This window comes from Achromobacter sp. JD-1 (assembly GCF_038594925.1).
GTDB lineage: Bacteria > Pseudomonadota > Gammaproteobacteria > Burkholderiales > Burkholderiaceae_B > Achromobacter > Achromobacter spanius_C.
In genome coordinates, this window is the sequence record NZ_JBCGCS010000025.1 from 1 (window position 1) to 19,668 (window position 19,668).

The 19,668-nt window shown below is 65.6% G+C and carries 18 protein-coding genes; 13 read left to right on the forward strand and 5 right to left on the reverse strand.

The genetic code is table 11. The features are described from left to right. Positions 1-284: 284 nt before the first annotated feature. Positions 285-1,118, forward strand: coding sequence for an AraC family transcriptional regulator (locus WBR68_RS26895; RefSeq protein WP_230695744.1), 834 nt, complete (start codon positions 285-287; stop codon positions 1,116-1,118). Positions 1,119-1,127: 9 nt separating this feature from the next. On the opposite strand, the gene WBR68_RS26900 is transcribed toward WBR68_RS26895, so the two are convergent. Further along, positions 1,128-2,024 (reverse strand): LysR family transcriptional regulator, encoded by an 897-nt coding sequence (locus tag WBR68_RS26900; protein ID WP_230695745.1) that lies wholly within the window; start codon positions 2,022-2,024, stop codon positions 1,128-1,130. 159 nt (positions 2,025-2,183) lie between these two features. On the opposite strand from WBR68_RS26900, the gene WBR68_RS26905 reads away from it, so the two are divergent. The 3 genes from WBR68_RS26905 to WBR68_RS26915 are packed head-to-tail and all read left to right on the forward strand — an operon-like array spanning position 2,184 to position 7,021. Next, positions 2,184-3,164, forward strand: coding sequence for a Bug family tripartite tricarboxylate transporter substrate binding protein (locus tag WBR68_RS26905; RefSeq protein WP_050447393.1), 981 nt, complete (start codon positions 2,184-2,186; stop codon positions 3,162-3,164). Positions 3,165-3,201: 37 nt separating this feature from the next. Next, positions 3,202-5,265: a hydantoinase/oxoprolinase family protein gene (locus WBR68_RS26910; RefSeq protein ID WP_230695746.1), complete on the forward strand. Its 2,064-nt coding sequence runs from the start codon at positions 3,202-3,204 to the stop codon at positions 5,263-5,265. Beyond that, entirely contained in the window at positions 5,258-7,021 is a 1,764-nt protein-coding gene (locus WBR68_RS26915) for a hydantoinase B/oxoprolinase family protein (RefSeq protein WP_230695747.1), read from the forward strand. Before WBR68_RS26910 ends, WBR68_RS26915 begins: the two co-directional genes overlap by 8 nt. On the opposite strand, the gene WBR68_RS26920 is transcribed toward WBR68_RS26915, so the two are convergent. Further along, positions 7,008-7,811 (reverse strand): GntR family transcriptional regulator, encoded by an 804-nt coding sequence (locus WBR68_RS26920; RefSeq protein WP_050447396.1) that lies wholly within the window; start codon positions 7,809-7,811, stop codon positions 7,008-7,010. The two genes, WBR68_RS26915 and WBR68_RS26920, sit on opposite strands and share 14 nt — an antisense overlap. Positions 7,812-7,944: 133 nt before the next feature. Between WBR68_RS26920 and WBR68_RS26925 the strand changes: the two genes are divergently transcribed. From WBR68_RS26925 to WBR68_RS26965, 9 genes are read left to right on the forward strand one after another with little or no spacing between them, the layout of a single operon-like run. Continuing rightward, entirely contained in the window at positions 7,945-8,976 is a 1,032-nt protein-coding gene (locus WBR68_RS26925; RefSeq protein WP_230695748.1) for an ABC transporter substrate-binding protein, read from the forward strand. A 56-nt stretch (positions 8,977-9,032) separates the two neighbouring features. Further along, positions 9,033-10,094 carry an ABC transporter ATP-binding protein gene (locus WBR68_RS26930; protein ID WP_050447398.1) on the forward strand — a complete coding sequence of 354 codons (1,062 nt, stop codon included), beginning with the start codon at positions 9,033-9,035 and terminating at the stop codon, positions 10,092-10,094. Further along, positions 10,091-10,957: an ABC transporter permease gene (locus WBR68_RS26935; protein WP_050447399.1), complete on the forward strand. Its 867-nt coding sequence runs from the start codon at positions 10,091-10,093 to the stop codon at positions 10,955-10,957. The genes WBR68_RS26930 and WBR68_RS26935 overlap by 4 nt, the downstream gene beginning before the upstream one ends. 1 nt (position 10,958) lies before the next feature. Next, positions 10,959-11,759: an ABC transporter permease gene (locus WBR68_RS26940; RefSeq protein WP_050447400.1), complete on the forward strand. Its 801-nt coding sequence runs from the start codon at positions 10,959-10,961 to the stop codon at positions 11,757-11,759. After that, positions 11,759-12,916 (forward strand): NAD(P)/FAD-dependent oxidoreductase, encoded by a 1,158-nt coding sequence (locus WBR68_RS26945; protein ID WP_230695749.1) that lies wholly within the window; start codon positions 11,759-11,761, stop codon positions 12,914-12,916. Before WBR68_RS26940 ends, WBR68_RS26945 begins: the two co-directional genes overlap by 1 nt. Next, positions 12,900-13,208, forward strand: a complete 309-nt coding sequence (locus tag WBR68_RS26950; protein WP_100853655.1) for a (2Fe-2S)-binding protein — start codon at positions 12,900-12,902, stop codon at positions 13,206-13,208. Before WBR68_RS26945 ends, WBR68_RS26950 begins: the two co-directional genes overlap by 17 nt. Beyond that, the gene (locus WBR68_RS26955) at positions 13,205-14,647 is read left to right on the forward strand and encodes an FAD/NAD(P)-dependent oxidoreductase (protein WP_230695750.1); all 1,443 of its coding nucleotides are present in this window, start codon (positions 13,205-13,207) and stop codon (positions 14,645-14,647) included. Before WBR68_RS26950 ends, WBR68_RS26955 begins: the two co-directional genes overlap by 4 nt. Positions 14,648-14,651: 4 nt before the next feature. Next, the gene (locus WBR68_RS26960) at positions 14,652-15,815 is read left to right on the forward strand and encodes an NAD(P)/FAD-dependent oxidoreductase (RefSeq protein WP_230695751.1); all 1,164 of its coding nucleotides are present in this window, start codon (positions 14,652-14,654) and stop codon (positions 15,813-15,815) included. Next, positions 15,812-16,201: a RidA family protein gene (locus WBR68_RS26965; protein WP_127183053.1), complete on the forward strand. Its 390-nt coding sequence runs from the start codon at positions 15,812-15,814 to the stop codon at positions 16,199-16,201. Before WBR68_RS26960 ends, WBR68_RS26965 begins: the two co-directional genes overlap by 4 nt. Here WBR68_RS26965 and WBR68_RS26970 read toward each other — a convergent pair. From WBR68_RS26970 to WBR68_RS26980, 3 genes are all read right to left on the reverse strand, one after another. Further along, complete coding sequence (locus WBR68_RS26970) at positions 16,176-17,456, reverse strand: amidohydrolase family protein (RefSeq protein ID WP_050447407.1); 1,281 nt, start codon at positions 17,454-17,456, stop codon at positions 16,176-16,178. The two genes, WBR68_RS26965 and WBR68_RS26970, sit on opposite strands and share 26 nt — an antisense overlap. A gap of 147 nt (positions 17,457-17,603) precedes the next feature. Further along, complete coding sequence (locus WBR68_RS26975) at positions 17,604-18,554, reverse strand: ABC transporter permease (protein WP_127183055.1); 951 nt, start codon at positions 18,552-18,554, stop codon at positions 17,604-17,606. A gap of 10 nt (positions 18,555-18,564) precedes the next feature. Next, positions 18,565-19,638, reverse strand: a complete 1,074-nt coding sequence (locus WBR68_RS26980; protein WP_050447409.1) for an ABC transporter permease — start codon at positions 19,636-19,638, stop codon at positions 18,565-18,567. Between the last annotated feature and the right edge of the window lie 30 nt (positions 19,639-19,668).

A 19,668-nucleotide genomic window follows, 5' to 3' on the forward strand; every position in this document is an offset into this window, starting at 1 on the left:
CCGGCTGATGGATGACGACGTCCCATACCCCAGCGCCCTCCCCACTGCAGAGGGCGCACCTACACCATACAAGGATGACAAGGGGGCAGTCCGGAGCGAAGGCTCCGGACCGCAATCGTTGACCCGCTCCCCACCAGCCGCCGCCCCGCCGTGCGCCACCAGAACGCGCCCCGCCGAGCGTCCCAAGACGCCACCATCCCCCTGTCAAAAATCCCCGCACCCACCCAAAAAAACCGCAAAATCCGCAAATCCACCAAAGCTACATTGCCCTCCAAGGAGCAAGCATGAAGCCCGAAACCCGAACCCTGTACACCGAACGCCTCGACCCCGTTTTGCGTTGGCTTGCCGCCCACCCTGACGCCGACCCCGATCTGCACCAGCTTGCCGACCTGGCTTGCCTGTCGCCGTATCACTTTCACCGGGTCTACCGCGCCATGATCGGCGAAACGGTCAACGCCACCGTCCAACGCCTCCGCATGCATCGCGCAGCGGCGGCATTGACGGAATCACAGGCCTCGCTCAGGGATGTTGCACAACGCGCCGGCTACGACTCCGACGCCGCGTTCAACCGGGCCTTCGGTGCTTTATTCGGCATCCCGCCGGGCCGGTATCGCGCCGCGCGCTCCCAACCCCTAGCCTCCCAGGAGATTGCCATGTACCCCATCGTCATCGAAAACTTTCCCGGCGCCACCTTGGCCGTCCTGCCGCACCAAGGCAGCTACCAGGATATCGGACCCGTCTTCACCCGCGCCTTTCTGCTGGCCTTGGGCCGTGGCATCGCCAACCCAGAATCCACCGGCTTCGGCATCTACTTCGACGACCCCGAACAAGTGCCCGAACGCCAACTGCGTTCGCTGGCCGGCATGGTCGTCGAACCCGACGCCGACCTTGGCGACGAACTCGAACGCTTCGACATCCCCGCCACCCGCTGCGCCATCCTCACCTACACCGGCCCCTACAACGAAATGGCCAAGCCCTACCAATGGATGTTCTCGGAATGGCTACCCGCCAGCGGCATGGTCCCCGCCGACATCCCCATGTTCGAGCAATACCTCAACGACCCTCGCACCACCCCGCCCGCCCAGCTGCAAACCCGCATCTGCCTGCCGCTGAAATAGCACCCCACGCTACCCCAGCACGCCCGCCAGGTACTGCCTGAGCCAGGCGTGCGCGGGGTCGTCCTGATAGCGCTCGTGCCAGTACAGCGACACCGCAATCGGCGGCAAGGTCAGCGGCACCTTCTGCGTCACGATGCGCGCCGCGCCCGCCATCGCCCGTGCAATGCTTGCCGGCATCGTCGCAATCAGATCCGACCCTTCCACAATGAACGGGCAAACCAGATAACTGGACAGCGTCGCCACGATCTTGCGGCTGCGATTTTGCCCCAACAGAATGCGGTCAATCGCCGTACTGAAATAGCGCGTATGCGCCGCCAGATCCAGATGGCCATAGCGCAGGTACGCATCCAGATTCCAACGCTTGCGCAAACACGGATGGCCTTCCCGCACGATGCACACCGCAGGCTCCTGATACAAGAACCGCGTGCGCAGATCCGGCGCCGGGTCCGGGAAATAGCCCGCAATCAACTCCACATGATTCGTGTCCAGCATGCTCAAGCCATGCTGCGGCCGCGCCGGCACGATCTGCAACTGGAAATGCGGTGCATCCACCGCCAGGCGCGGAATCAGCTTGGGCAGCAAGGTGTATTGAACATAGTCCGTCGCATACAGCGACAGCGTGCGTGACGAATGCGCCGGGTCGAATGCATCGCGCGTGCGCGTTGCGCGATGCCAGCTTTCCAGCAAAGGCTTGAAGTTCTGATGCAGCTCCATCGCGCGCGGCGTCGGCTGCCACGTGCCGCCCTCGCGCACCAACAAGGGGTCGCCAAACAAATGACGCAGCCGGTTCATCGCCGCGCTCATCGCAGGCTGGCTGATGTTCAGCGTCTCGGCCGCGCGCGACACGTTGCGGCACGCCATCAAGGCGTCGAAATGCATCAGCAGATTCAAGTCTGGATTCTTCACGGCCGCACACCTATAAATGGCATCTATACAAATATAAACCTGTAGGACTGCTGTCATCGAAGTCAGAAGCCTAGGATGGCCCTGTTGTTGCAGCGAACCAGGACCGGACACGCATGATCCGGCCACCACGAAGTTCTATCAACAAGGGGAAACCAAGCCATGAACCAAGGGCTGATACGCAGTTGCTTCCGCATTGCCGCCGGGGTCGCGTTGTTTGCCGCCGCCGGCACCGCCACCGCCGCGTGGCCAGACAAGGTGATCCGCATCGTCGTGCCGTTTGCCGCGGGTGGGTCCACCGACCTCATCGCCCGCAAGATCGCCGAGGGACTGGGCCAGCGCCTGTCCGCCAACGTCATCGTTGAAAACCGGCCCGGCGCGGGCGGCACCGTGGGCACCGAATACGTGGCCCGCCAGCCGGCCGACGGCTACACCATGCTGATGGGCTCGGTCAGCACGCATGGCAGCGCCCCGTGCATCTATTCCAAGCTGCCCTACGACGCCGTCAAAGACTTCACGCCACTGACCGTGGTGGCCACCATTCCCAACGTGATGTCGGTGAACCAATCGGTGCCCGCCAACAGCTTGAAGGAGTTCGTGGCGCTGCTGAAAAAAGAACCCGAAAAATACTCCTTCGCCTCCAACGGCCAGGGCACGTCCAACCACCTGGCGGCCGAACTGTTCAAGTCCACCGCGGGCGTCTCCATGGTGCACGTGCCGTATCGCGGCTCAGGCCCCGCGCTCATCGATCTGGTGGGCGGCCAGGTCAACATGATGATGGACGTAGTGATGACGTCATACCCCTACATCAAGGACGGCAAGATCAAGGCGCTGGCCGTGACCTCGCCCGAACGCTCGTCGCTGTTGCCCAACGTGCCCACCGTCGCGGAATCCGGCTACCCCGGCTACGAGGCCATGGTGTGGTTCGGCATGCTGGCCCCCGCCAACATGCCCGAGCCGCTGCGCCAGCAGCTCACGGACGGCCTGGTGCAGACCCTGCACGCACCCGCCATGAAGACGTATCTGGAACAACAGGGCGCGCAGGTGTCCGACGTGGCGGGGCCCGCCTTCGGCGCAATGATCAAAAGCGAGATCAGCAAATGGTGCGGGGTGGTCAAGCAAGCCGGCATCCGCCTGGACTGATCTGACCTGGCTGCACACCTTCTTTGGAACACACGATATGTATCGCATAGGGATAGACGTCGGCGGCACGTTCACCGACTTCACGATGATCGACGAGGACGCGGGTGTGGTGCACTTTCACAAAGTGCCCTCTACCCCGCACGACCCGTCCGAGGCCATTGCCACCGGCATCGGGCAGATGCTGGCGGACCACGACGTGGCGCCGTCGCAGGTGTCGCACGTGGGGCATGGCACCACGGTTGCCACCAACCTGATCATCGAACGCAAGGGCGCGCGCGTTGGCCTGATCACCACGCGCGGCTTTCGCGACGTGCTGGAGATTGGCCGGCAGACGCGGCCCCACCTGTACGATTACAGCGTCGGCAAGCCGCCCGTGGCCGTGCCGCGTGAGTTCCGCATTGAAGTGAGCGAGCGCGTGAGCGCGTCGGGAGACGTGCTCACGCCGCTGGACGAAGCCCAGGTGCGAGACGCCGCGCGGCAATTCGCGCAAGCCGGCATCGAAGCCGTCACCATCTGCTTTTTGCATGCCTACCGCAACGCCGCGCACGAACGCCGCGCCGCGCAGATCGTGGCCGAGCTCATGCCCGACGCCTACATCAGCATGTCGTCCGATGTGCTGCCCGAATTTCGTGAATACGAACGCCTGTCCACCACGGTGCTGAACGCGGCGGTGGGGCCGAAGATGGCGCGTTATCTGGAACGCTTCCTGCAACGGGTGCGAGACCTGGACATCGGCCACGAGCCGCACACCATCCATTCCAACGGCGGCCTGATGTCGATCGGCACCGTGCGCCAATACCCCGTGCGCACCTGCCTGTCGGGGCCGGCGGCCGGCGTGGTGGGTGCGGCGGCGGTGGGACGCGCCATCGGCAGCCTGAACCTGGTCACCTTCGACGTCGGCGGCACCAGCACCGACGTGTCGCTGGTGTGCGACGGGCGTCCGCTGTTTACTTCCCATCGGCAGGTGGCGGGCTACCCCGTCAAGACGCCCATGGTCGACATTCATGTGATCGGCGCGGGCGGCGGCAGCATCGCCTGGCTGGACGACGCGGGCGCCTTGAAGGTGGGGCCGCACAGCGCGGGCGCGGTGCCCGGGCCGGTGGGCTATGGCCGTGGCGGGCAGGAACCCACCATTACCGATGCCGAAATCGCGTTGCAACGCTTGAATCCCGTCGCATTGTTGAACGGACGCATGCCGGTACACGCCCAAGCCGCGCGCGACGTGATCGAGCAGCGCGTGGCGCAGCCGCTGGGTCTGGACATGGAAGCCGCGGCCGAAGGCATCCTGCGCATTGCAGCGGCCAACATGAGCCGCGCCATCCGCGCCGTATCCACCGAACGCGGCTACGACCTGTCCTGCTTCGCGCTTTACGCTTACGGTGGCGCGGGGCCGTTGCACGCGGTGGAAGTGGCCGAGGAATGCGGCATCCCCGTGGTCATCGTGCCGCAGGAGCCGGGCACCATGTGTGCGCGCGGCATCTTGCTCAGCGACATCTCGTTTGACTTCGTGCAAAGCGAAATCTCGGTGGCGTCGTCAGACACCTGGCCCGCCATCGCCGCCCTTTTCGAAGGCTTGCGCACGCAGGCCGACGACTGGCTTGCAGCAGAGCGTGTGGACCCGGCGCTGCGCGTGTGCCATGGCGCCATCGACGCGCGTTACGAGGGCCAGAATTTTGAAGTGCAGGTCAGCCTGGACGGCGTCGACATGGGCGCGGGCGGCTACGCCGAATTCGCACGCCGCTTTGCCGAGGCGCACGAACGCGAATACGGCTACACGGTGGATGACCGCAAAGTGCAGATCATCAATTGCCGCATGCAGGCCGTGGGCCAGGTGGTGAAGGCGCCGCTTGCGCCGCGCTACGTCGGCGGCGAGCTTGAAGACGCCAGCCTGGGGCGGCGCAAGGCCTACTTCGGCGCGGTGCACGGCTGGAAGGAAACGCCCGTCTACGACCGCGACCGTGTGCCGACCGGCGCGTGCTTCACCGGCCCCGCCCTGCTTGAGGAAATGAGCTCGACCACGTTGGTGGGCGTGGGCCATGCGGCCAGCGTGGACGAGTACGGCAACCTGATCATTCGTTTGCAAGGAGGCTTGCATGACTAAGCCCGAAGACGCCAAGACCGACAACGCCAACGCCGCGGTGACGCTGGCTGACCCCATCGGCATGGAGGTGTTCTGCAACCGCCTGCTGTCCATTACCGAGGACATGAACAACACGCTCGTGCGCGCGTCGTTCTCCACCAACATCAAGGAACGCAAGGACTGCTCCGTGGCCTTGTTCGACGCGGCCGGCAGGTTGGTGGCGCAAGGCACGCAGATTCCGCTGCACCTGGGTTCGCTGGACGGGGCCATGGGCGCGATCTTGCGCACCTACGCCGTGGATGACATCCGCGAGGGCGACGTGTTCATCTGCAACGACCCCTATCTGGCCGACGGTAGCCACCTGCCCGACATCAACATCGTCACCCCCGTGTTCTGGGACGGCGTGCTGCGCTTCTTCGCCGCCAACATCGCGCACCATTCAGACGTGGGTGGCGCGGTGCCCGGGTCCATCGCGGGCGGCTTGAAGTCGATATTCGAAGAAGGCATCCGCATCCCCGCGTGCCGCATCGCGCGCCACGGCCAGAACGATGAAGACATGCTGCGCCTGATCTGCGCCAACACCCGCGACCCCGAAGAGCGCGTGCTGGACCTGCGCGTGCAAATGGCCACCAACCGCCGTGGCGCGGCCGCCGTGCAAGGCCTGATCCGCCAGATGGGTCTGGACGCCGTGCTGCGTTCGGTGGACGACGTCATCGCCTACACGCGCCGCCGCCTGCTCAACCGCATCGCCGAACTGCAGGCCGGCAGCTATACCTTTCGCAGCGACCTGGACGACGACGGCATGGGCGGGGATCCCGTGCCCATCCAGGTGACGCTGACCGTCAGCCACGACAAGCTGCACTTTGATTTTGCAGGCTCGGGCAAGCAGGCGCGCGGCGCGATGAACCTGCCGATCAATGCCTTGCGCGCCTGCGTGTACTACGCCGTGAAGGCGCTGCTGGACCCGGACCTTGCGCCCAACGCCGGCTTGTTCGACCCCATCACGCTGTCGGCCCCGGTGGGCACCATCACCAACCCCGAACACCCCGCCGCCGTGGGCGCGCGGTCGATCACCGCGCAGAAAGTCGCGGGTGCGATCTTCGGCGCCTTCCGTGGCCTGCTGCCGCCGGAAAAGACCATGGCGTCCAGCAATGATTGCTGCCCGGCCATCGTGTTCTCAGGCCGCTGGCGCGAGCGCGCGGGCCACTTCGTGTACTTGGAAACCCTGGGCGGCGGCGCGGGTGCGCGCTTCGATGCGGACGGCATGGACGCGGTGCATGTACACATGACCAACACCTCGAACCTGCCCGTGGAAGCGCTGGAAAACGAATACCCCTTGCTGATGGACGAGTACGCCATGATCCAGGACTCCGGCGGCCCCGGCCGCACGCGCGGCGGCATGGCGATTGCCAAGCAGATTCGTGCCGTAGGCCCAGGCATCGTGTTCTCGGCGCGTTCGGATAGCCATACGGTGGGCGTGGCGGTGGGCGTGGAGGGCGGTGGCGACGGGCGGCGCGCTCGGTTGGTGCGCAACTTCGGCACGCCGCAAGAGGAAGAACTGTTTTCCAAGACCGCCAACATTGCGTTGGCGGCCGGCGAAAGCGTGCGTATCGAAACGCCCGGCGGTGGCGGCTTTGGTCCGCCCGCCGAACGCGCCCAGGCACGCATCGCGCAGGACCTGGCCGACGGCAAGATAAGCGTGGATGCGGCACGCGTGGCCTACGGCATGCGAGGCGTGCGCGCGACCGAAGGCTTGGGGGTTGCTACCCCACGTTGAGCGTCATGGAGTACTTCATCTTGTCGTGCGGGAAGGTGGTGATGGTGGCCAGCAGCAGCAAGCCGCCATCACCGTAGTAGCGGCGGGTGATGACGAAGCCCGCCGTCTTGGGTTCCACCTTGAGCTGCTTGGCGATGGTGGCGTTGATGGGCGTGGCCGAGAACTCCTGGTTGACCTCGGTGATGCGGTCGCCGAAATGGTCTTCGATCAGGCGCAGCAGCGAAATGCGCGATTTGACGTCCACGCGCACGTCCGAATGCTCGGGGTCGGCGTAGATCAGCGTGCTGGCCGCGGCGGTGCCCTGGTCGTCCAGCGTTTTGATGGAGTTGATATGCAGCCAGGACTTGTCGGCGGGGCAGCCCAAGGCTTCGGCCAGCCGCTTGGGCAGCTTGATGGTGCGCACGTCCTGCACCAGCAGGGCTGCATTGCGCGCGTACTGGAGCAGGTCGGGAAATTGCGAGATGCGCTGCGTGAAGCGCGTGCTGGCGCGGGCCGTTTCAACGCGGGTGCCCACGCCGGGGCGGCGCGACACCATGCCCGCCACGGTCAGCATGCGGATGGCTTCACGGATGGTGTGGCGGCTGGCGTCGAACTGGTCGCAAAGCTCGTGCTCGGTGGGCAGCAGGGTCATCACGGGATAGCGGCCGGCGCTGATGTCCTGCGACAAGGTTTGAAAAATGCTCTTGTAGCGGGGGCCGCCGGCGTCTACGTCCGGCGCTTGCGATTCGGGCTTGCCACGCGCTTGCCGTGCTCCGCCGGGGCCGGTTGCGCGCTCGGAGGATCGGGTCATGGGGAGGCTCCTTGAATTGTTATATGGGGTTTGTACGGACAATAACCCGATTGACAACGATGTCCGGTCGGATTCATTATTTGTCCGGACATTCATGTACGGACAAAGTGTACCAACAAATCGGGGGTTTCTCATGAGCAAGGTACTTGCAGTACTCGCAGCGGCAACCGTGGCCGCAGGGCTCAGCGCCAACGCCATGGCGCAGCAGAAGTTGGTGGTGGCAGGTTATGGCGGCTCGTTCGAAGACATCATGCGCAAGGACATCTTCCCGCCTTTCGCCAAGCAGCACGGCGTTGAGCTGGACTATGTTGCCGGCAATTCCACCAACACGGTGGCGCGCCTGCAGGCGCAGAAAAGCAATCAGCAGATCGACGTGGCCATCATTGATGACGGCCCCATGTATCAAGCCATCGCGCTGGGCTTTTGCGCACCCATCAAGGGCCTGCCCGCCGACGACCTCTACGCCACCGCGCGCTACAAGGACGACAAGGCGGTGGCCATCGGCATCGTGGCCACCGGCATCATGTACAACAAGAAGGCTTTCGAAGAGAAGAAGTGGGCCCCGCCCACGTCGTGGAAAGACCTGAAAGACCCGAAGTACAAGAAGCTGTTGGTGGTGCCGCCGCTGAACAATACCTACGGCCTGCACGCCGTGGTGGAATACGCCCGCGAAGGCGGTGGCGGTGAAAAGAATATCGACCCCGGCTTCACCACCTTCAAGAAGGAGATCGGCCCCAACGTGCTGGTCTACGAGCCGTCGCCGGGCAAGATGACCGAGCTGTTCTCCAGCGGCCAGGCCTTGATCTCCGTCTGGGGCAGCGGCCGCGCCAAGTCCTTCGCCGACACCGGCTTCCCGGTGGGCTTCGTGTACCCGCAAGAAGGCGCCTATGCCTTGCTGTCGTCCGTGTGCCCGGTGGCCAAGCCCAACGCCAACCCCGCCGCCCAGGCCTTCGTGCAATACCTGGTGTCGCCCGAGGTGCAGGAAAAACTGGCCTCCGCCTATGGCTACGGCCCGGTCAACAAGAAGGCCAAGGCGGTTGACGACCCGCGTGTGCCGCTGCCGATCGGCAAGCGCGCCGATGACCTGATCGTGATTGATTGGGACACCGTCAACCAGAACCGCGACGAATGGAACAAGCGCTGGACGCGGGAAGTCGAGCGCTAAGGCGCAGCCGGTAGTGCAATACGGGGCGGCGCGGCGCGCCGCCCACGGGAGCCTTCATGACCTATCTAGTGTTGAACCGCCTTAGCAAGCGCTATGGCGAGACCACCGCTGTGCAAGAGCTGAGCCTGTCCGTGAACCGGGGCGAATTCATTTCGCTGCTGGGGCCCTCGGGTTGCGGCAAGACGACTACGCTGCAGATGATTGCGGGCTTTGTCGAACCCACGGGCGGCAGCATCGTGCTGGACGGCCGCGACGTCAGCCGCGTGCCGGCCAACAAGCGCGGCTTGGGCCTGGTGTTCCAGAACTACGCGCTGTTCCCGCACATGACGGCGGCCGAAAACGTGTCGTTTGGTCTGGAGATGCAGCGGGTCAAGAAGGACGAACGCGAAGCGCGCGTGGCCGATGCGTTGAAGCTGGTGGGTTTGTCGCACCTGGCGGATCGCCATCCCGCGCAGATGTCGGGCGGACAACAGCAGCGGGTAGCCTTGGCCCGCGCGCTGGTCATCCGGCCCAGCGTGTTGTTGCTGGACGAACCGCTGTCCAACCTGGACGCCAAGCTGCGCGAGGAAATGCAGCTGGAACTGCGCAGTATCCAGCGCACCATCGGCACCACCACCATCCTGGTTACACACGATCAGTCCGAGGCGCTGGCCTTGTCGGACCGCATCGTGGTCATGAACCAGGGCCGCGTGGAGCAGGTGGCGGAACCCTTCCAGGCTTACGAAGGGCCGGCCAGCCATTTCGTGGGCGGCTTCCTGGGCAAGGCCAATGTGTTCACCCCCAAAGCCGAGCAGTACGAAAACGAAACGCGCGCCCGCATTGGCGAGGCGCATATTCCGATGGCCGGCGCACCGGTGCCACAAGGCGCGGTGATCGTGCGGCCTGAAAAAATCCTGTTCTCGGAACCCGCCGCCTGTGCCCTGCCCGGCCGCATGAAGACCCGCGTCTTCCAGGGCAACCACTGGCTATGTCAGGTGGATACGTCGGTGGGCGAAGTGATGGTGATCCGCCAGAATGACGGCGTGCCGGTGCCCGCCGAGGGCGAGGCCGTGCATTTGCGCTGGCGCGCGCAAGACATGTGCGAGGTTGCGCCCGCGCCGCAGGGTCGCCCGTCATGAGTACGCGCACCAACCCCTGGGTACTGAGCGCGCCGGCGCTGGTGGTGTACGCCACCTTCCTGGTGGTGCCGATGGCGCTGGTGTTCCTGATCAGCTTTTTCGACTTCCAGTTCTACGGCGGCATGCAGGCCACGTTCACCTGGAAGAACTACTTCGAGATCTTCAGCGACGGCTATTACTACGAGATCTACGCGCGCACGTTCGGCGTGGCAGCTGCCGTGACCGTGGCCTGCCTGGTGCTGGGTACGGCCGAAGCGTATGTGTTGTCACGCATGGCCAACCCATGGAAGGGTTTGTTCCTGATGGTGGTGCTGGGGCCGCTCTTGATCTCGGTGGTGGTTCGCACGCTGGGCTGGGCGCTTCTGTTCGGTTCCACCGGCCTGATCAACAAGGTGCTGATGGGCATCGGCCTGACCTCGACCCCCGTGGACCTGATGTACAGCAACCTGGGCGTGGGCATCGCGCTGACGCATGTGCTGGTGCCCTTCATGGTGATTTCAGTGTGGGCGTCGCTGCAACGGATCAACCCGGCCACGGAAGCCGCGGCGCTGTCGCTGGGCGCGTCGCAGTTCACCGTGATCCGCCGCGTGATCGTGCCGCAGGTGATGCCGGGCATTCTGTCGGGCGCCATCATGGTGTTTGCGATGGCGGCAAGTTCCTTCGCCACGCCAGCCATCATCGGCGGGCGGCGCCTGAAGAACGTGGCGACCGCCGCCTACGACGAATTCCTGAACACGTTGAACTGGCCCTTGGGCGCGGCCCTGGCGGTGGTGCTGTTGCTGGCGACCGTGGTGGTGTTGCTGTCGGCCAACCGCATCATCGAGCGCAAGTACGGCGCCGTCTTCAACCAGGCCGGAGGCTGAGATGCAATTTCGAAATGGCCCCATCGGCCTGGTATTCCACACGCTGTTCATCCTCTTCATCCTGGCGCCCATCGTCATGGTGTGCGCGGTGGCGTTCACCTCCGAAGGCTTTATTTCGCTGCCCACCAGCGGGCTGTCGCTGCGCTGGTTCCGCGCCATTCTGGACAATCCGCGCTTCATTGAAGCGTTCTGGTTCAGCCTGGGGCTGGGTACGCTGTCGGCCACCTTGGCCATCGGCCTGGCCGTGCCCAGCGCGCTGGCGCTTGCCCGCAACCGCTTCCCCGGCCGCGAGGCGCTGGTGGCCTTCTTCCTGTCGCCGCTGATGATTCCGCATGTGGTGCTGGGCTTGGCCTTCCTGAAGTTCTTCACCACGGTGGACCTGGCCGGCACCTATGTGGGCCTGGTGGTGGCGCATGTGATATTGGTGATGCCCTACGCGCTGCGCCTGGTGCTGGCGTCGGCCACCGGCATCGACCCCGCGCTGGAGCGCGCCGCGCAGTCGCTGGGCGCGTCCAACTGGACGGCGTTCCGGCGCGTGGTGCTGCCGCTGCTGTTGCCGGGCGTGGTCAGCGGCTGGGTGATCGCCTTCATTACGAGCTTTGATGAATTGACCATGTCGATCTTCATTGCCTCGCCGTCCACGACGACGTTGCCGGTGCGCATCTTCCTGCACATCGAAGACACGATCGACCCGCTGGTCACCGCCGTATCGGCCGTGCTGATCTACGTGACCATCATCGCCATCTTCATCCTGGACCGCGTGGTCGGCCTGGAAAAGCTGTTTGTAGGAAAGGGACGCTAATGACGGACGAGAAAGAACTGGCGCCCCGCGCGCCCGTGCATCGCGGCATTTATGACGCCGTGGTGATTGGCGGGGGCTTGGTGGGTTCGGCCATCGCTTATGGCTTGCGGCGCGAACTGGACCACGTGGCCGTGTTGGACGAAGGCGACGTGGCTTACCGCGCGTCACGCGGGAACTTCGGGTTGGTGTGGGTGCAGAGCAAGGGCATGGGCCTGCCGCGCTACGGCGTGTGGACGATGACGTCCGCCTCCGGCTGGCCGCGCCTGGCCGCGCAACTGCTGGAAGAAACCGGCGTGGACGTGCATCTGGAGCAGCGCGGCGGCCTGCACGCGCTGCTGAGCGACGAAGAGGTGGAAGCGCGCGGCACGTTCATGAAGACCCTGCTGGCACAGCCCGGCATGGCGCAGTACGACTGGAAGCTGTTGGACCGCGCAGAAGTGGCAGACCTTGTGCCGGGCATCGGCCCCGACGTGCGCGGCGCCACGTGGACACCGGTGGATGGCATTGCCAACCCGCTCAAGCTGTTGCGCGCGTTGCATGCGAGTTTTGCACAGCGGGTTGTGGATTACCTGCCGCGCCGTCCGGCGCAGAGCATCAAGCAGCGCGATGGCGTGTTCGAGATCGCGACCCCGGGCGGCACGGTGCGCGCACATAAGGTGGTGCTGGCCTCGGGCCTTTCCAACAAAGACCTGGGCGCGCAAGTTGGCCTGGACGTGCCGGTGCGGCCGCAGCGCGGCCAGATCGTGGTGCTGGAACGCACGCGCCGCATGCTGGAGACGCCGCTATCCACCTTGCGCCAGACCGATGAAGGCACCTGGCTGATCGGTGATTCGCAGGAAGAAGCGGGCTATGTGGATAACCTGGTGGGCCTGCCCATCCTGGGTACGCTGGCCGATCGCGCCGTGCGCACGCTGCCGGCCCTGCGCGACGTGCGCGTGGTGCGCAGTTGGGCGGCGCTGCGCGTGATGTCAAAAGACGGCTTCCCCATTTATCAACAATCCGAAACGTGCCCCGGCGCCTTCGTCGCCACCTGTCATAGCGGCGTGACGTTGGCCGCCGCGCACGCGCTTAATCTGGCGCCCATGATCGTGGCCGGCAAGCTTGCCGACGACATGACGCCCTTCTCGACCCGGAGGTTTCATGTTCAAGAGGCTTGACGAGGCGCAGCGCCAGACGCAAAGCGCGCCCGTGCGCGTGACGGTCAATGGGGCCGAACTGCAATGCCGGCCGGGCGATACGGTGGCGGCGGCGTTGTTCGCGGGCGGCGTGTCGGCCTGTCGCGACACGGCCGTGAATGAAGTGCCGCGCGGCCCATATTGCATGATGGGCGTGTGCTACGACTGCCTGGTCACCATTGATGGCCAGGCGAACCAGCAGGGCTGTATGACGGCCGTGCGCGAAGGCATGAAGATCGAGCGCCAGTTGGGCGCGCGCAAGGTGCAGGCATGATCGAAACAACGCAATGCGATTTGCTGGTGGTGGGCGCGGGCCCGGCGGGCTTGGCGGCGGCAACGCTGGCGGCCACGTTGGGCGTGGATACGATGTTGCTGGATGAGCAGCCGGCGCCTGGCGGACAGATCTATCGCGCCATTACCACCACCCCGGTCACTGACCGGGGCATCCTGGGCGAAGACTATTGGCATGGCGCGTCGCTGGTGGCGCCGTTCCAGCAATCGGGCGCGCGCTACGTGCCGGGCGCCACCGTCTGGGCGGTGGCCGAACGCACCGCGCCGCAGCCCGACAAAGGCTTCGAGGTGGCGTACTCGGTGGCGGGCGAGGCGCGTATCGTGCATGCGCGCCGGCTGCTGCTGGCCACGGGCGCGCAAGAGCGGCCCTTCCCAATTCCGGGCTGGACGCTGCCTGGTGTGATCACGGCGGGCGCGGCGCAGATTCTGCTGAAGTCGGCGGGCGTGGTGCCGGCCGACCGCACGGTGCTGGCGGGCAGCGGCCCGCTGCTTTATCTGGTGGCCTGGCAATACCTGAATGCGGGCGTGAAGATCGACGCGCTGCTGGAAACCACGCCGCCTGGACGCATGGGCCAGGCGCTGCCTAAGGTGTGGGGATTTTTACGATCACCCTATCTGGGCAAGGGCTTGAAGCTGCTGCGCGCCGTCAAGGCGGCGGTGCCGATCACGCGTGGCGTAACGGCCTTGGAAGCGCTAGGCAACGGCAAGCTGGAAAGCGTGCGCTACACGGCGGGCGGCGTCACCAAGACCTTGCCCGCCGAACAACTGATGCTGCATCAGGGCGTGGTGCCCAACGTGAACCTGTCGCGCGCCGTGGGCGCGGAGCACCGCTGGAACGACGCGCTGGACTGTTGGGAGCCACAGGTCGATGAATGGGGCCTGACGTCGGTGGACGGCATCGGCATGGCGGGCGACGGCGCGGGCATCGCGGGCGCGCTGGCGGCGGAACACCGGGGCCGGTTGGCCGCGCTGCAAGCCGCACATCTGCTGGGCCGCATCGACGCGCGCAAACGCGATAGCCAGGCCGTGGCGCCGCGCGAGGCGCTGGCCCGTGCCGTCAGGGGCCGCGAGTTCTTCGACGCGCTGTACAAGGCGCCAGATGCCTTCCGGCGGCCCACCGGTGACACCATCGTGTGCCGCTGCGAGGAAGTCACCGCCGCGCAAGTGCGCCAGACGGTCAAGCTGGGCTGCACCGGTCCGAACCAGATGAAGGCCTTTCTGCGCTGCGGCATGGGGCCGTGCCAAGGCCGCTTCTGCGGGCTGACCGTGGCCGAGATCATTGCCGAGGAACGCGGCGTGCCGACGCAGGAAGTGGGCTATTACCGGCTGCGCTTCCCGACCAAGCCGCTGACCTTGGGAGAACTCGCGTCGCTGCCGCAGACGGATGATTCCCGCCAGGCCGTGGTCCGCCTGAAGAAGTAATGCCATGACCGATGCAACGCGGTCGGCGCAAGTCATCATCATCGGCGGCGGCCTGCATGGCAGCTCGGCCGCGCTGCATCTGGCGCGCGCGGGCGTGTCGGCCCTGGTGATTGAAAAGAACTACGTGGGGCGGCATGCCTCGGGCGTGAACGCGGGCGGTGTGCGCACCTTGTCGCGGCATCTGGCCGAAGTGCCGCTGGCGCTGGCCTCGCGTGAACTTTGGTATCGCATCGGCGAGCTGGTGGATGACGACTGCGGTTTCGAGCAGCACGGCCAGGTGCGCGTGGCCGAGAACGCCGCCGACGTGGCAACGCTGCAAACGCGCTTGCGCACGATGACCGATCACGGCTACACGCACGAACAATGGATCAGCGCCGACGACCTGCGAGACATGATCCCGATGATTGCGCCCAGCATCCAGGGCGGCCTGATCGCGCGTGAAGATGCGGCGGCTGACCCCTACCGCACGACGCTGGCGTTTCGCAGCAAGGCGGCAAGCTTGGGCGCGCGCTTTCTGGAAGGGGTGCGCGTGGACCGTGTGGCGCACGTCGACGGTCAATGGCGCGTGGACACCGATGCGGGCACGTACACCGCGCCGCAAGTGCTGAACTGCGCGGGCGCCTGGGCCGACCGCATCGCGGCGCAATGGGGCGAACCCGTGCCGCTGCTTGCCATCAGCCCGATGATGCTGGTGACCTTGCGCATGGACCATTTCCTGGATCCGGTCGTGCTGGGCACGGGGCGCGCGCTATCGTTCAAGCAGCGCACGAACGGAACGGTGCTGATCGGCGGCGGGCGGCGCGCCTGGGTGGATCGCGACGCGGAATGGACCGAGCTGGACTTTCGTTCCCTGGCCGAAGGCGCGCGCACGGTCTGCGACCTGTTTCCGCACATGCGTGAAGCCATCGTGAACCGGGGTTGGGCAGGCATCGAAGCGGCGATGCCGGACGAGATCCCGGTCATAGGTCGCAGCAGCCGCCACGAGACCGCCTTCCATGCCTTCGGCTTTTCGGCTCATGGCTTTGAATTGGGCCCGATCGTGGGCCGCATCATGGCCGACCTGATCACTACCGGCACAACGGGCATGCCGATCGAGCCATTCCGGATCGAACGTTTTTCGGACGCCACGATGGCGCCCACCCCATCAGAAAAGGAGCAAGACGTATGAACAACGATATCGTGCGCAAAGACACCAACCAGCGCCTGAGCCGCATCGTGATCCATGGCGATACGGTCTACGTGGCCGGCGTGACCTCTACGGCCGAAGGCGGCATCGTGCCGCAGACGCGCGATGCGCTGGCGAAAATAGACGGCTATCTGGCGCAGGCCGGCACCGATAAATCGCGGCTGTTGTCGGTGCAGATCTGGTTGAAGGATATCGACCGCGACTTCGCCGGCATGAACAGCGTGTGGGCGGAATGGGCGCTGCCCGAGGCGATGCCCACCCGCGCCACCTGCGAGGCCAAGCTGGCCGCGCCGGAGCTGCTGGTGGAGATCATCGTTACGGCCGCCAAGCGGCCGGGTTACGTCAGCGGGCCGGTGTCTGAAAGCTGATCTGGCTGGGGCGGCCCGGCAGATTCAGCGTGGCGGTGGCAGGCGGCGTGGTCGCAATGACCTGGCCGGCGCGCAGCACCATCAGACGGGTTGCGCGCAGGCGTAGCGCCTCGACCGGGTCGCGCGCCTGCAGCAGCACCAGGTCGGCACGCTTGCCGACCGCGATGCCCGTGTCGTCCAGCCCCAGGATCTTGGCGGGCGTGGTCGTCACGGCTTCAAAACAGGCGCGCATGGCGTCCTGGCCCGTCATCTGGGCCACATGCAGGCCCATGTGCGCCACTTCCAGCATGTCGCCCGAACCCAGGCTGTACCAAGGGTCCATCACGCAGTCATGGCCGAAAGCCACCGGCACGCCGGCCGCCAGCAATTCCGGCACGCGCGTCATGCCACGGCGCTTGGGATAGGTATCGTGGCGGCCTTGCAGCGTGATGTTGATCAGCGGGTTGGCAATGGCAGCCACGCCCGCTTCGCGGATCAGCGGGATCAGCTTGGACACGTAGTAGTTGTCCATCGAATGCATGGACGTCAGGTGCGAACCGGTCACGCGGCCATGCAGGCCCAGGCGCTGCGTGTGATACGCCAGCGTTTCAATGTGGCGCGACAGCGGGTCGTCGCTTTCGTCGCAGTGCATGTCCACGCGCAGGCCGCGTTCGGCGGCCAGTTCGCACAGGATGCGTACGGACTCGGCGCCGTCCTGCATGGTGCGTTCAAAGTGCGGAATGCCGCCCACCACGTCCACGCCCATGTCGAGCGCGCGCTTCAGGTTGTCCAGCGCGCCGGGTGCGCGCAGCACGCCGTCTTGCGGGAAGGCGACCAGTTGCAGGTCCAGGTACGGTTTGACCTTCTCGCGCACGTGCAGCAGCGCTTCGGTGGCCAAGAGGCGCGGGTCACAGACGTCCACGTGCGAGCGAATGGCCAACAGGCCGCGCGCCACCGCCCAGTCGCAATACGCCAGCGCGCGTTCCACCAGCGCTTCCTGCGTCAATAGCGGCTTCAGTTCGCCCCACAGCGCGATGCCTTCCAGCAGCGTGCCGGACTGGTTCACGCGCGGCAGCCCGAACGACAGCGTGGAGTCCATATGAAAGTGCGCGTCGACAAAAGGCGACGACACCAACTGGCCGGCCGCATCGATGGTCTGTCCAGCGTCAGCCTTCAACGCCGGTTCCACCGCCGTAATACGCCCCTGCGCCACGCCGATGTCGATATTCGTGCGGCCATCGGGCAGCGTGCAGTTCTTGATGATGAGATCGAGCATGTTCAGGTCCTAGCGGAAATTCTCAATAGTTATAACGCTGCAATGGTCACCGGCCCCGCCAGGTCGCACGGAGCCGGCTCCGCCGGTCCGTCGCGACGCCCCCTTGAGGGGGAAGCGCGTAGCGCTTCGGGGGTGGGATCCACCCTTTTAGCGTTCGCCTTTGCGATAGGGTTTCATCAAAGCCTGCGGGTAGGCGGCGCGGCGCGCCATCACTACCAGGGCCAGGATGGACAGGATGTAGGGCAGCATCAAATACACCTGATACGGTAGCTCAGGCAATCCGGGCAAGGCCGCGCCGCCTTGTTGCAGGCGCAGTTGCAGTGCATCGAAGAAAGCAAAGATCAGCGCGCCCAGCAAGGCCTTGCCCGGGCGCCAGGACGCAAACACGACTAGCGCCACGCAGACCCAGCCACGGCCATTGACCATGTTGAAAAAGAAGGCGTTGAATGCGGCCAGCGTCAGGAAGCTGCCGGCAACTCCCATCAGCGCCGACCCCGCCACGATGGCGCCCATGCGCAGCCGCGTGACCGACAGGCCCTGCCCTTCGGCGGCGGCGGGGTTTTCGCCCACCATGCGGATCGCCAGACCAACCGGCGTGCGGTTCAGCACCCAGGCCAGAATCGGCACGGCGGCTAGCGCGATCAGCGTCATGGGCGTTTGCCCGGCCAGCACGGGGCCGATCAACGGTATGCCATCCAGGAATTTCATTTCGGCAAACGGCGTGATCGTGGGCGGTGTGTTCACACTGGGAAACGTCACGCGGTACGCAAAGTAAGACAGGCTGGTCGCCAGCAAGGTCACCCCCAGCCCCGACACGTGTTGCGATAGCCCCAACGGCACCGTCAGCACCGCGTGCAACAGGCCGAACACAGCCCCGGCAAAGGCCGCCGCCAGCACGCCCACATACAGCGGCGCGCCCAGGTACACGACCAGCCAGCCGGTAAAGGCGCCCGCGGCCATGATGCCTTCGATGCCCAGGTTCAGCACGCCGGCGCGTTCGCACAGCAGCACGCCCAGCGTACCCAGAATCAGCGGCGTGGCCAGGCGCAGCACGGCCACCCAGAAGGCCGAGGTGCTTAGTAGATCCATCCATTCCATGGCGTGCTCCTCAAGCCTGGTTGCGGCGCAGGCGGTACTGCGCGAATAGCGTCGCGACCAGCATGGCAAGCAACGAAGTGGCGACGATGACGTCGGCGATGTAGTTCGGCACGGCAATGGCGCGGCTCATGCTGTCGGCGCCCACCAGCATGCCGGCCACGAAGATGCTGGCCAGGATCACGCCCAGCGGATGCAGGCCGGCCAGCATGGCGACGACGACGCCGGTGTAGCCGTAGCCCGGCGACATATCCAGCGTGACGTAGCCGGTGCGGCCCGCCACTTCAATGGCGCCCGCCAGGCCCGCCAGCGCGCCGGACAACATCGCGGTGCCCAGCATCACGCGGTTGACGGGCAGGCCCAGAAAGCGCGACGCGTGCGCGTTGGCGCCCACGGCCCGCATCTGGAAGCCGAACACGGTATAGCGGTTCAGCAGCCACAAGCCCAGCGCCAGCCCCGCCGCCCACAACAGCCCGGTATGCGCGCGCGTGCGTTCGATCAGCTTGCCCAGTTCCAGGTCACCGTTCAGCGCCACGGATTGCGGCCAGCCCATCGCCATCGGGTCTTTCATGGGGCCGTCCAGCATCATGGACACGAACAGCAGCACGATGAAGTTGCCCAGCAAGGTGGTCACCACTTCATCCACGCCGAGCCGGGTTTTCAGCAGCGCGGGAATCAGCAGCAACAAGGCGCCGGCCAAGGCCGCCGCCAACATCATGCCGCCGAACAGCACGGGCACCGGCAGATCGAAACCCGTGCCGTCATGCAGCCCGCCGATGGCCACCGCCGCCAGCGCGCCCAGATACAACTGCCCTTCGGCGCCGATGTTGTAGAAGCGCGCGCGAAACGCCACGGCACAGGCCAGGCCCGTCAACATCAGCGGGGTGGCGCGGGTCAGCGTTTCAGACAAGGCGAAGCGCGAGCCGAACGCGCCTTCGAACAGCAGCGCGTAGGTGCGGCCCACGGGCGCACCGGCCCACGCCACCAGCAAGGTGCAGATCGCCAGGGTGAAGAGGATGGCCGCGATGGGGGCCAAGGCCAGCGCCATGCGGCTGGGCTCGAGGCGGCGTTCCAGGATCAGTTTCATGCGAAGAATGCTCAATAGAAAAGGAAGCGG

Excerpts from the sequence above, each read along its gene's own strand:
- WBR68_RS26895 (WP_230695744.1), top strand. The coding sequence starts at position 285 with ATGAAGCCCGAAACCCGAACCCTGTACACCGAACGCCTCGACCCCGTT.
- WBR68_RS26905 (WP_050447393.1), top strand. The coding sequence starts at position 2,184 with ATGAACCAAGGGCTGATACGCAGTTGCTTCCGCATTGCCGCCGGGGTC.
- WBR68_RS26910 (WP_230695746.1), top strand. The coding sequence starts at position 3,202 with ATGTATCGCATAGGGATAGACGTCGGCGGCACGTTCACCGACTTCACG.
- WBR68_RS26915 (WP_230695747.1), top strand. The coding sequence starts at position 5,258 with ATGACTAAGCCCGAAGACGCCAAGACCGACAACGCCAACGCCGCGGTG.
- WBR68_RS26920 (WP_050447396.1), bottom strand. The coding sequence starts at position 7,811 with ATGACCCGATCCTCCGAGCGCGCAACCGGCCCCGGCGGAGCACGGCAA.
- WBR68_RS26925 (WP_230695748.1), top strand. The coding sequence starts at position 7,945 with ATGAGCAAGGTACTTGCAGTACTCGCAGCGGCAACCGTGGCCGCAGGG.
- WBR68_RS26930 (WP_050447398.1), top strand. The coding sequence starts at position 9,033 with ATGACCTATCTAGTGTTGAACCGCCTTAGCAAGCGCTATGGCGAGACC.
- WBR68_RS26935 (WP_050447399.1), top strand. The coding sequence starts at position 10,091 with ATGAGTACGCGCACCAACCCCTGGGTACTGAGCGCGCCGGCGCTGGTG.
- WBR68_RS26940 (WP_050447400.1), top strand. The coding sequence starts at position 10,959 with ATGCAATTTCGAAATGGCCCCATCGGCCTGGTATTCCACACGCTGTTC.
- WBR68_RS26945 (WP_230695749.1), top strand. The coding sequence starts at position 11,759 with ATGACGGACGAGAAAGAACTGGCGCCCCGCGCGCCCGTGCATCGCGGC.
- WBR68_RS26950 (WP_100853655.1), top strand. The coding sequence starts at position 12,900 with ATGTTCAAGAGGCTTGACGAGGCGCAGCGCCAGACGCAAAGCGCGCCC.
- WBR68_RS26955 (WP_230695750.1), top strand. The coding sequence starts at position 13,205 with ATGATCGAAACAACGCAATGCGATTTGCTGGTGGTGGGCGCGGGCCCG.
- WBR68_RS26960 (WP_230695751.1), top strand. The coding sequence starts at position 14,652 with ATGACCGATGCAACGCGGTCGGCGCAAGTCATCATCATCGGCGGCGGC.
- WBR68_RS26965 (WP_127183053.1), top strand. The coding sequence starts at position 15,812 with ATGAACAACGATATCGTGCGCAAAGACACCAACCAGCGCCTGAGCCGC.
- WBR68_RS26970 (WP_050447407.1), bottom strand. The coding sequence starts at position 17,456 with ATGCTCGATCTCATCATCAAGAACTGCACGCTGCCCGATGGCCGCACG.
- WBR68_RS26975 (WP_127183055.1), bottom strand. The coding sequence starts at position 18,554 with ATGGAATGGATGGATCTACTAAGCACCTCGGCCTTCTGGGTGGCCGTG.
- WBR68_RS26980 (WP_050447409.1), bottom strand. The coding sequence starts at position 19,638 with ATGAAACTGATCCTGGAACGCCGCCTCGAGCCCAGCCGCATGGCGCTG.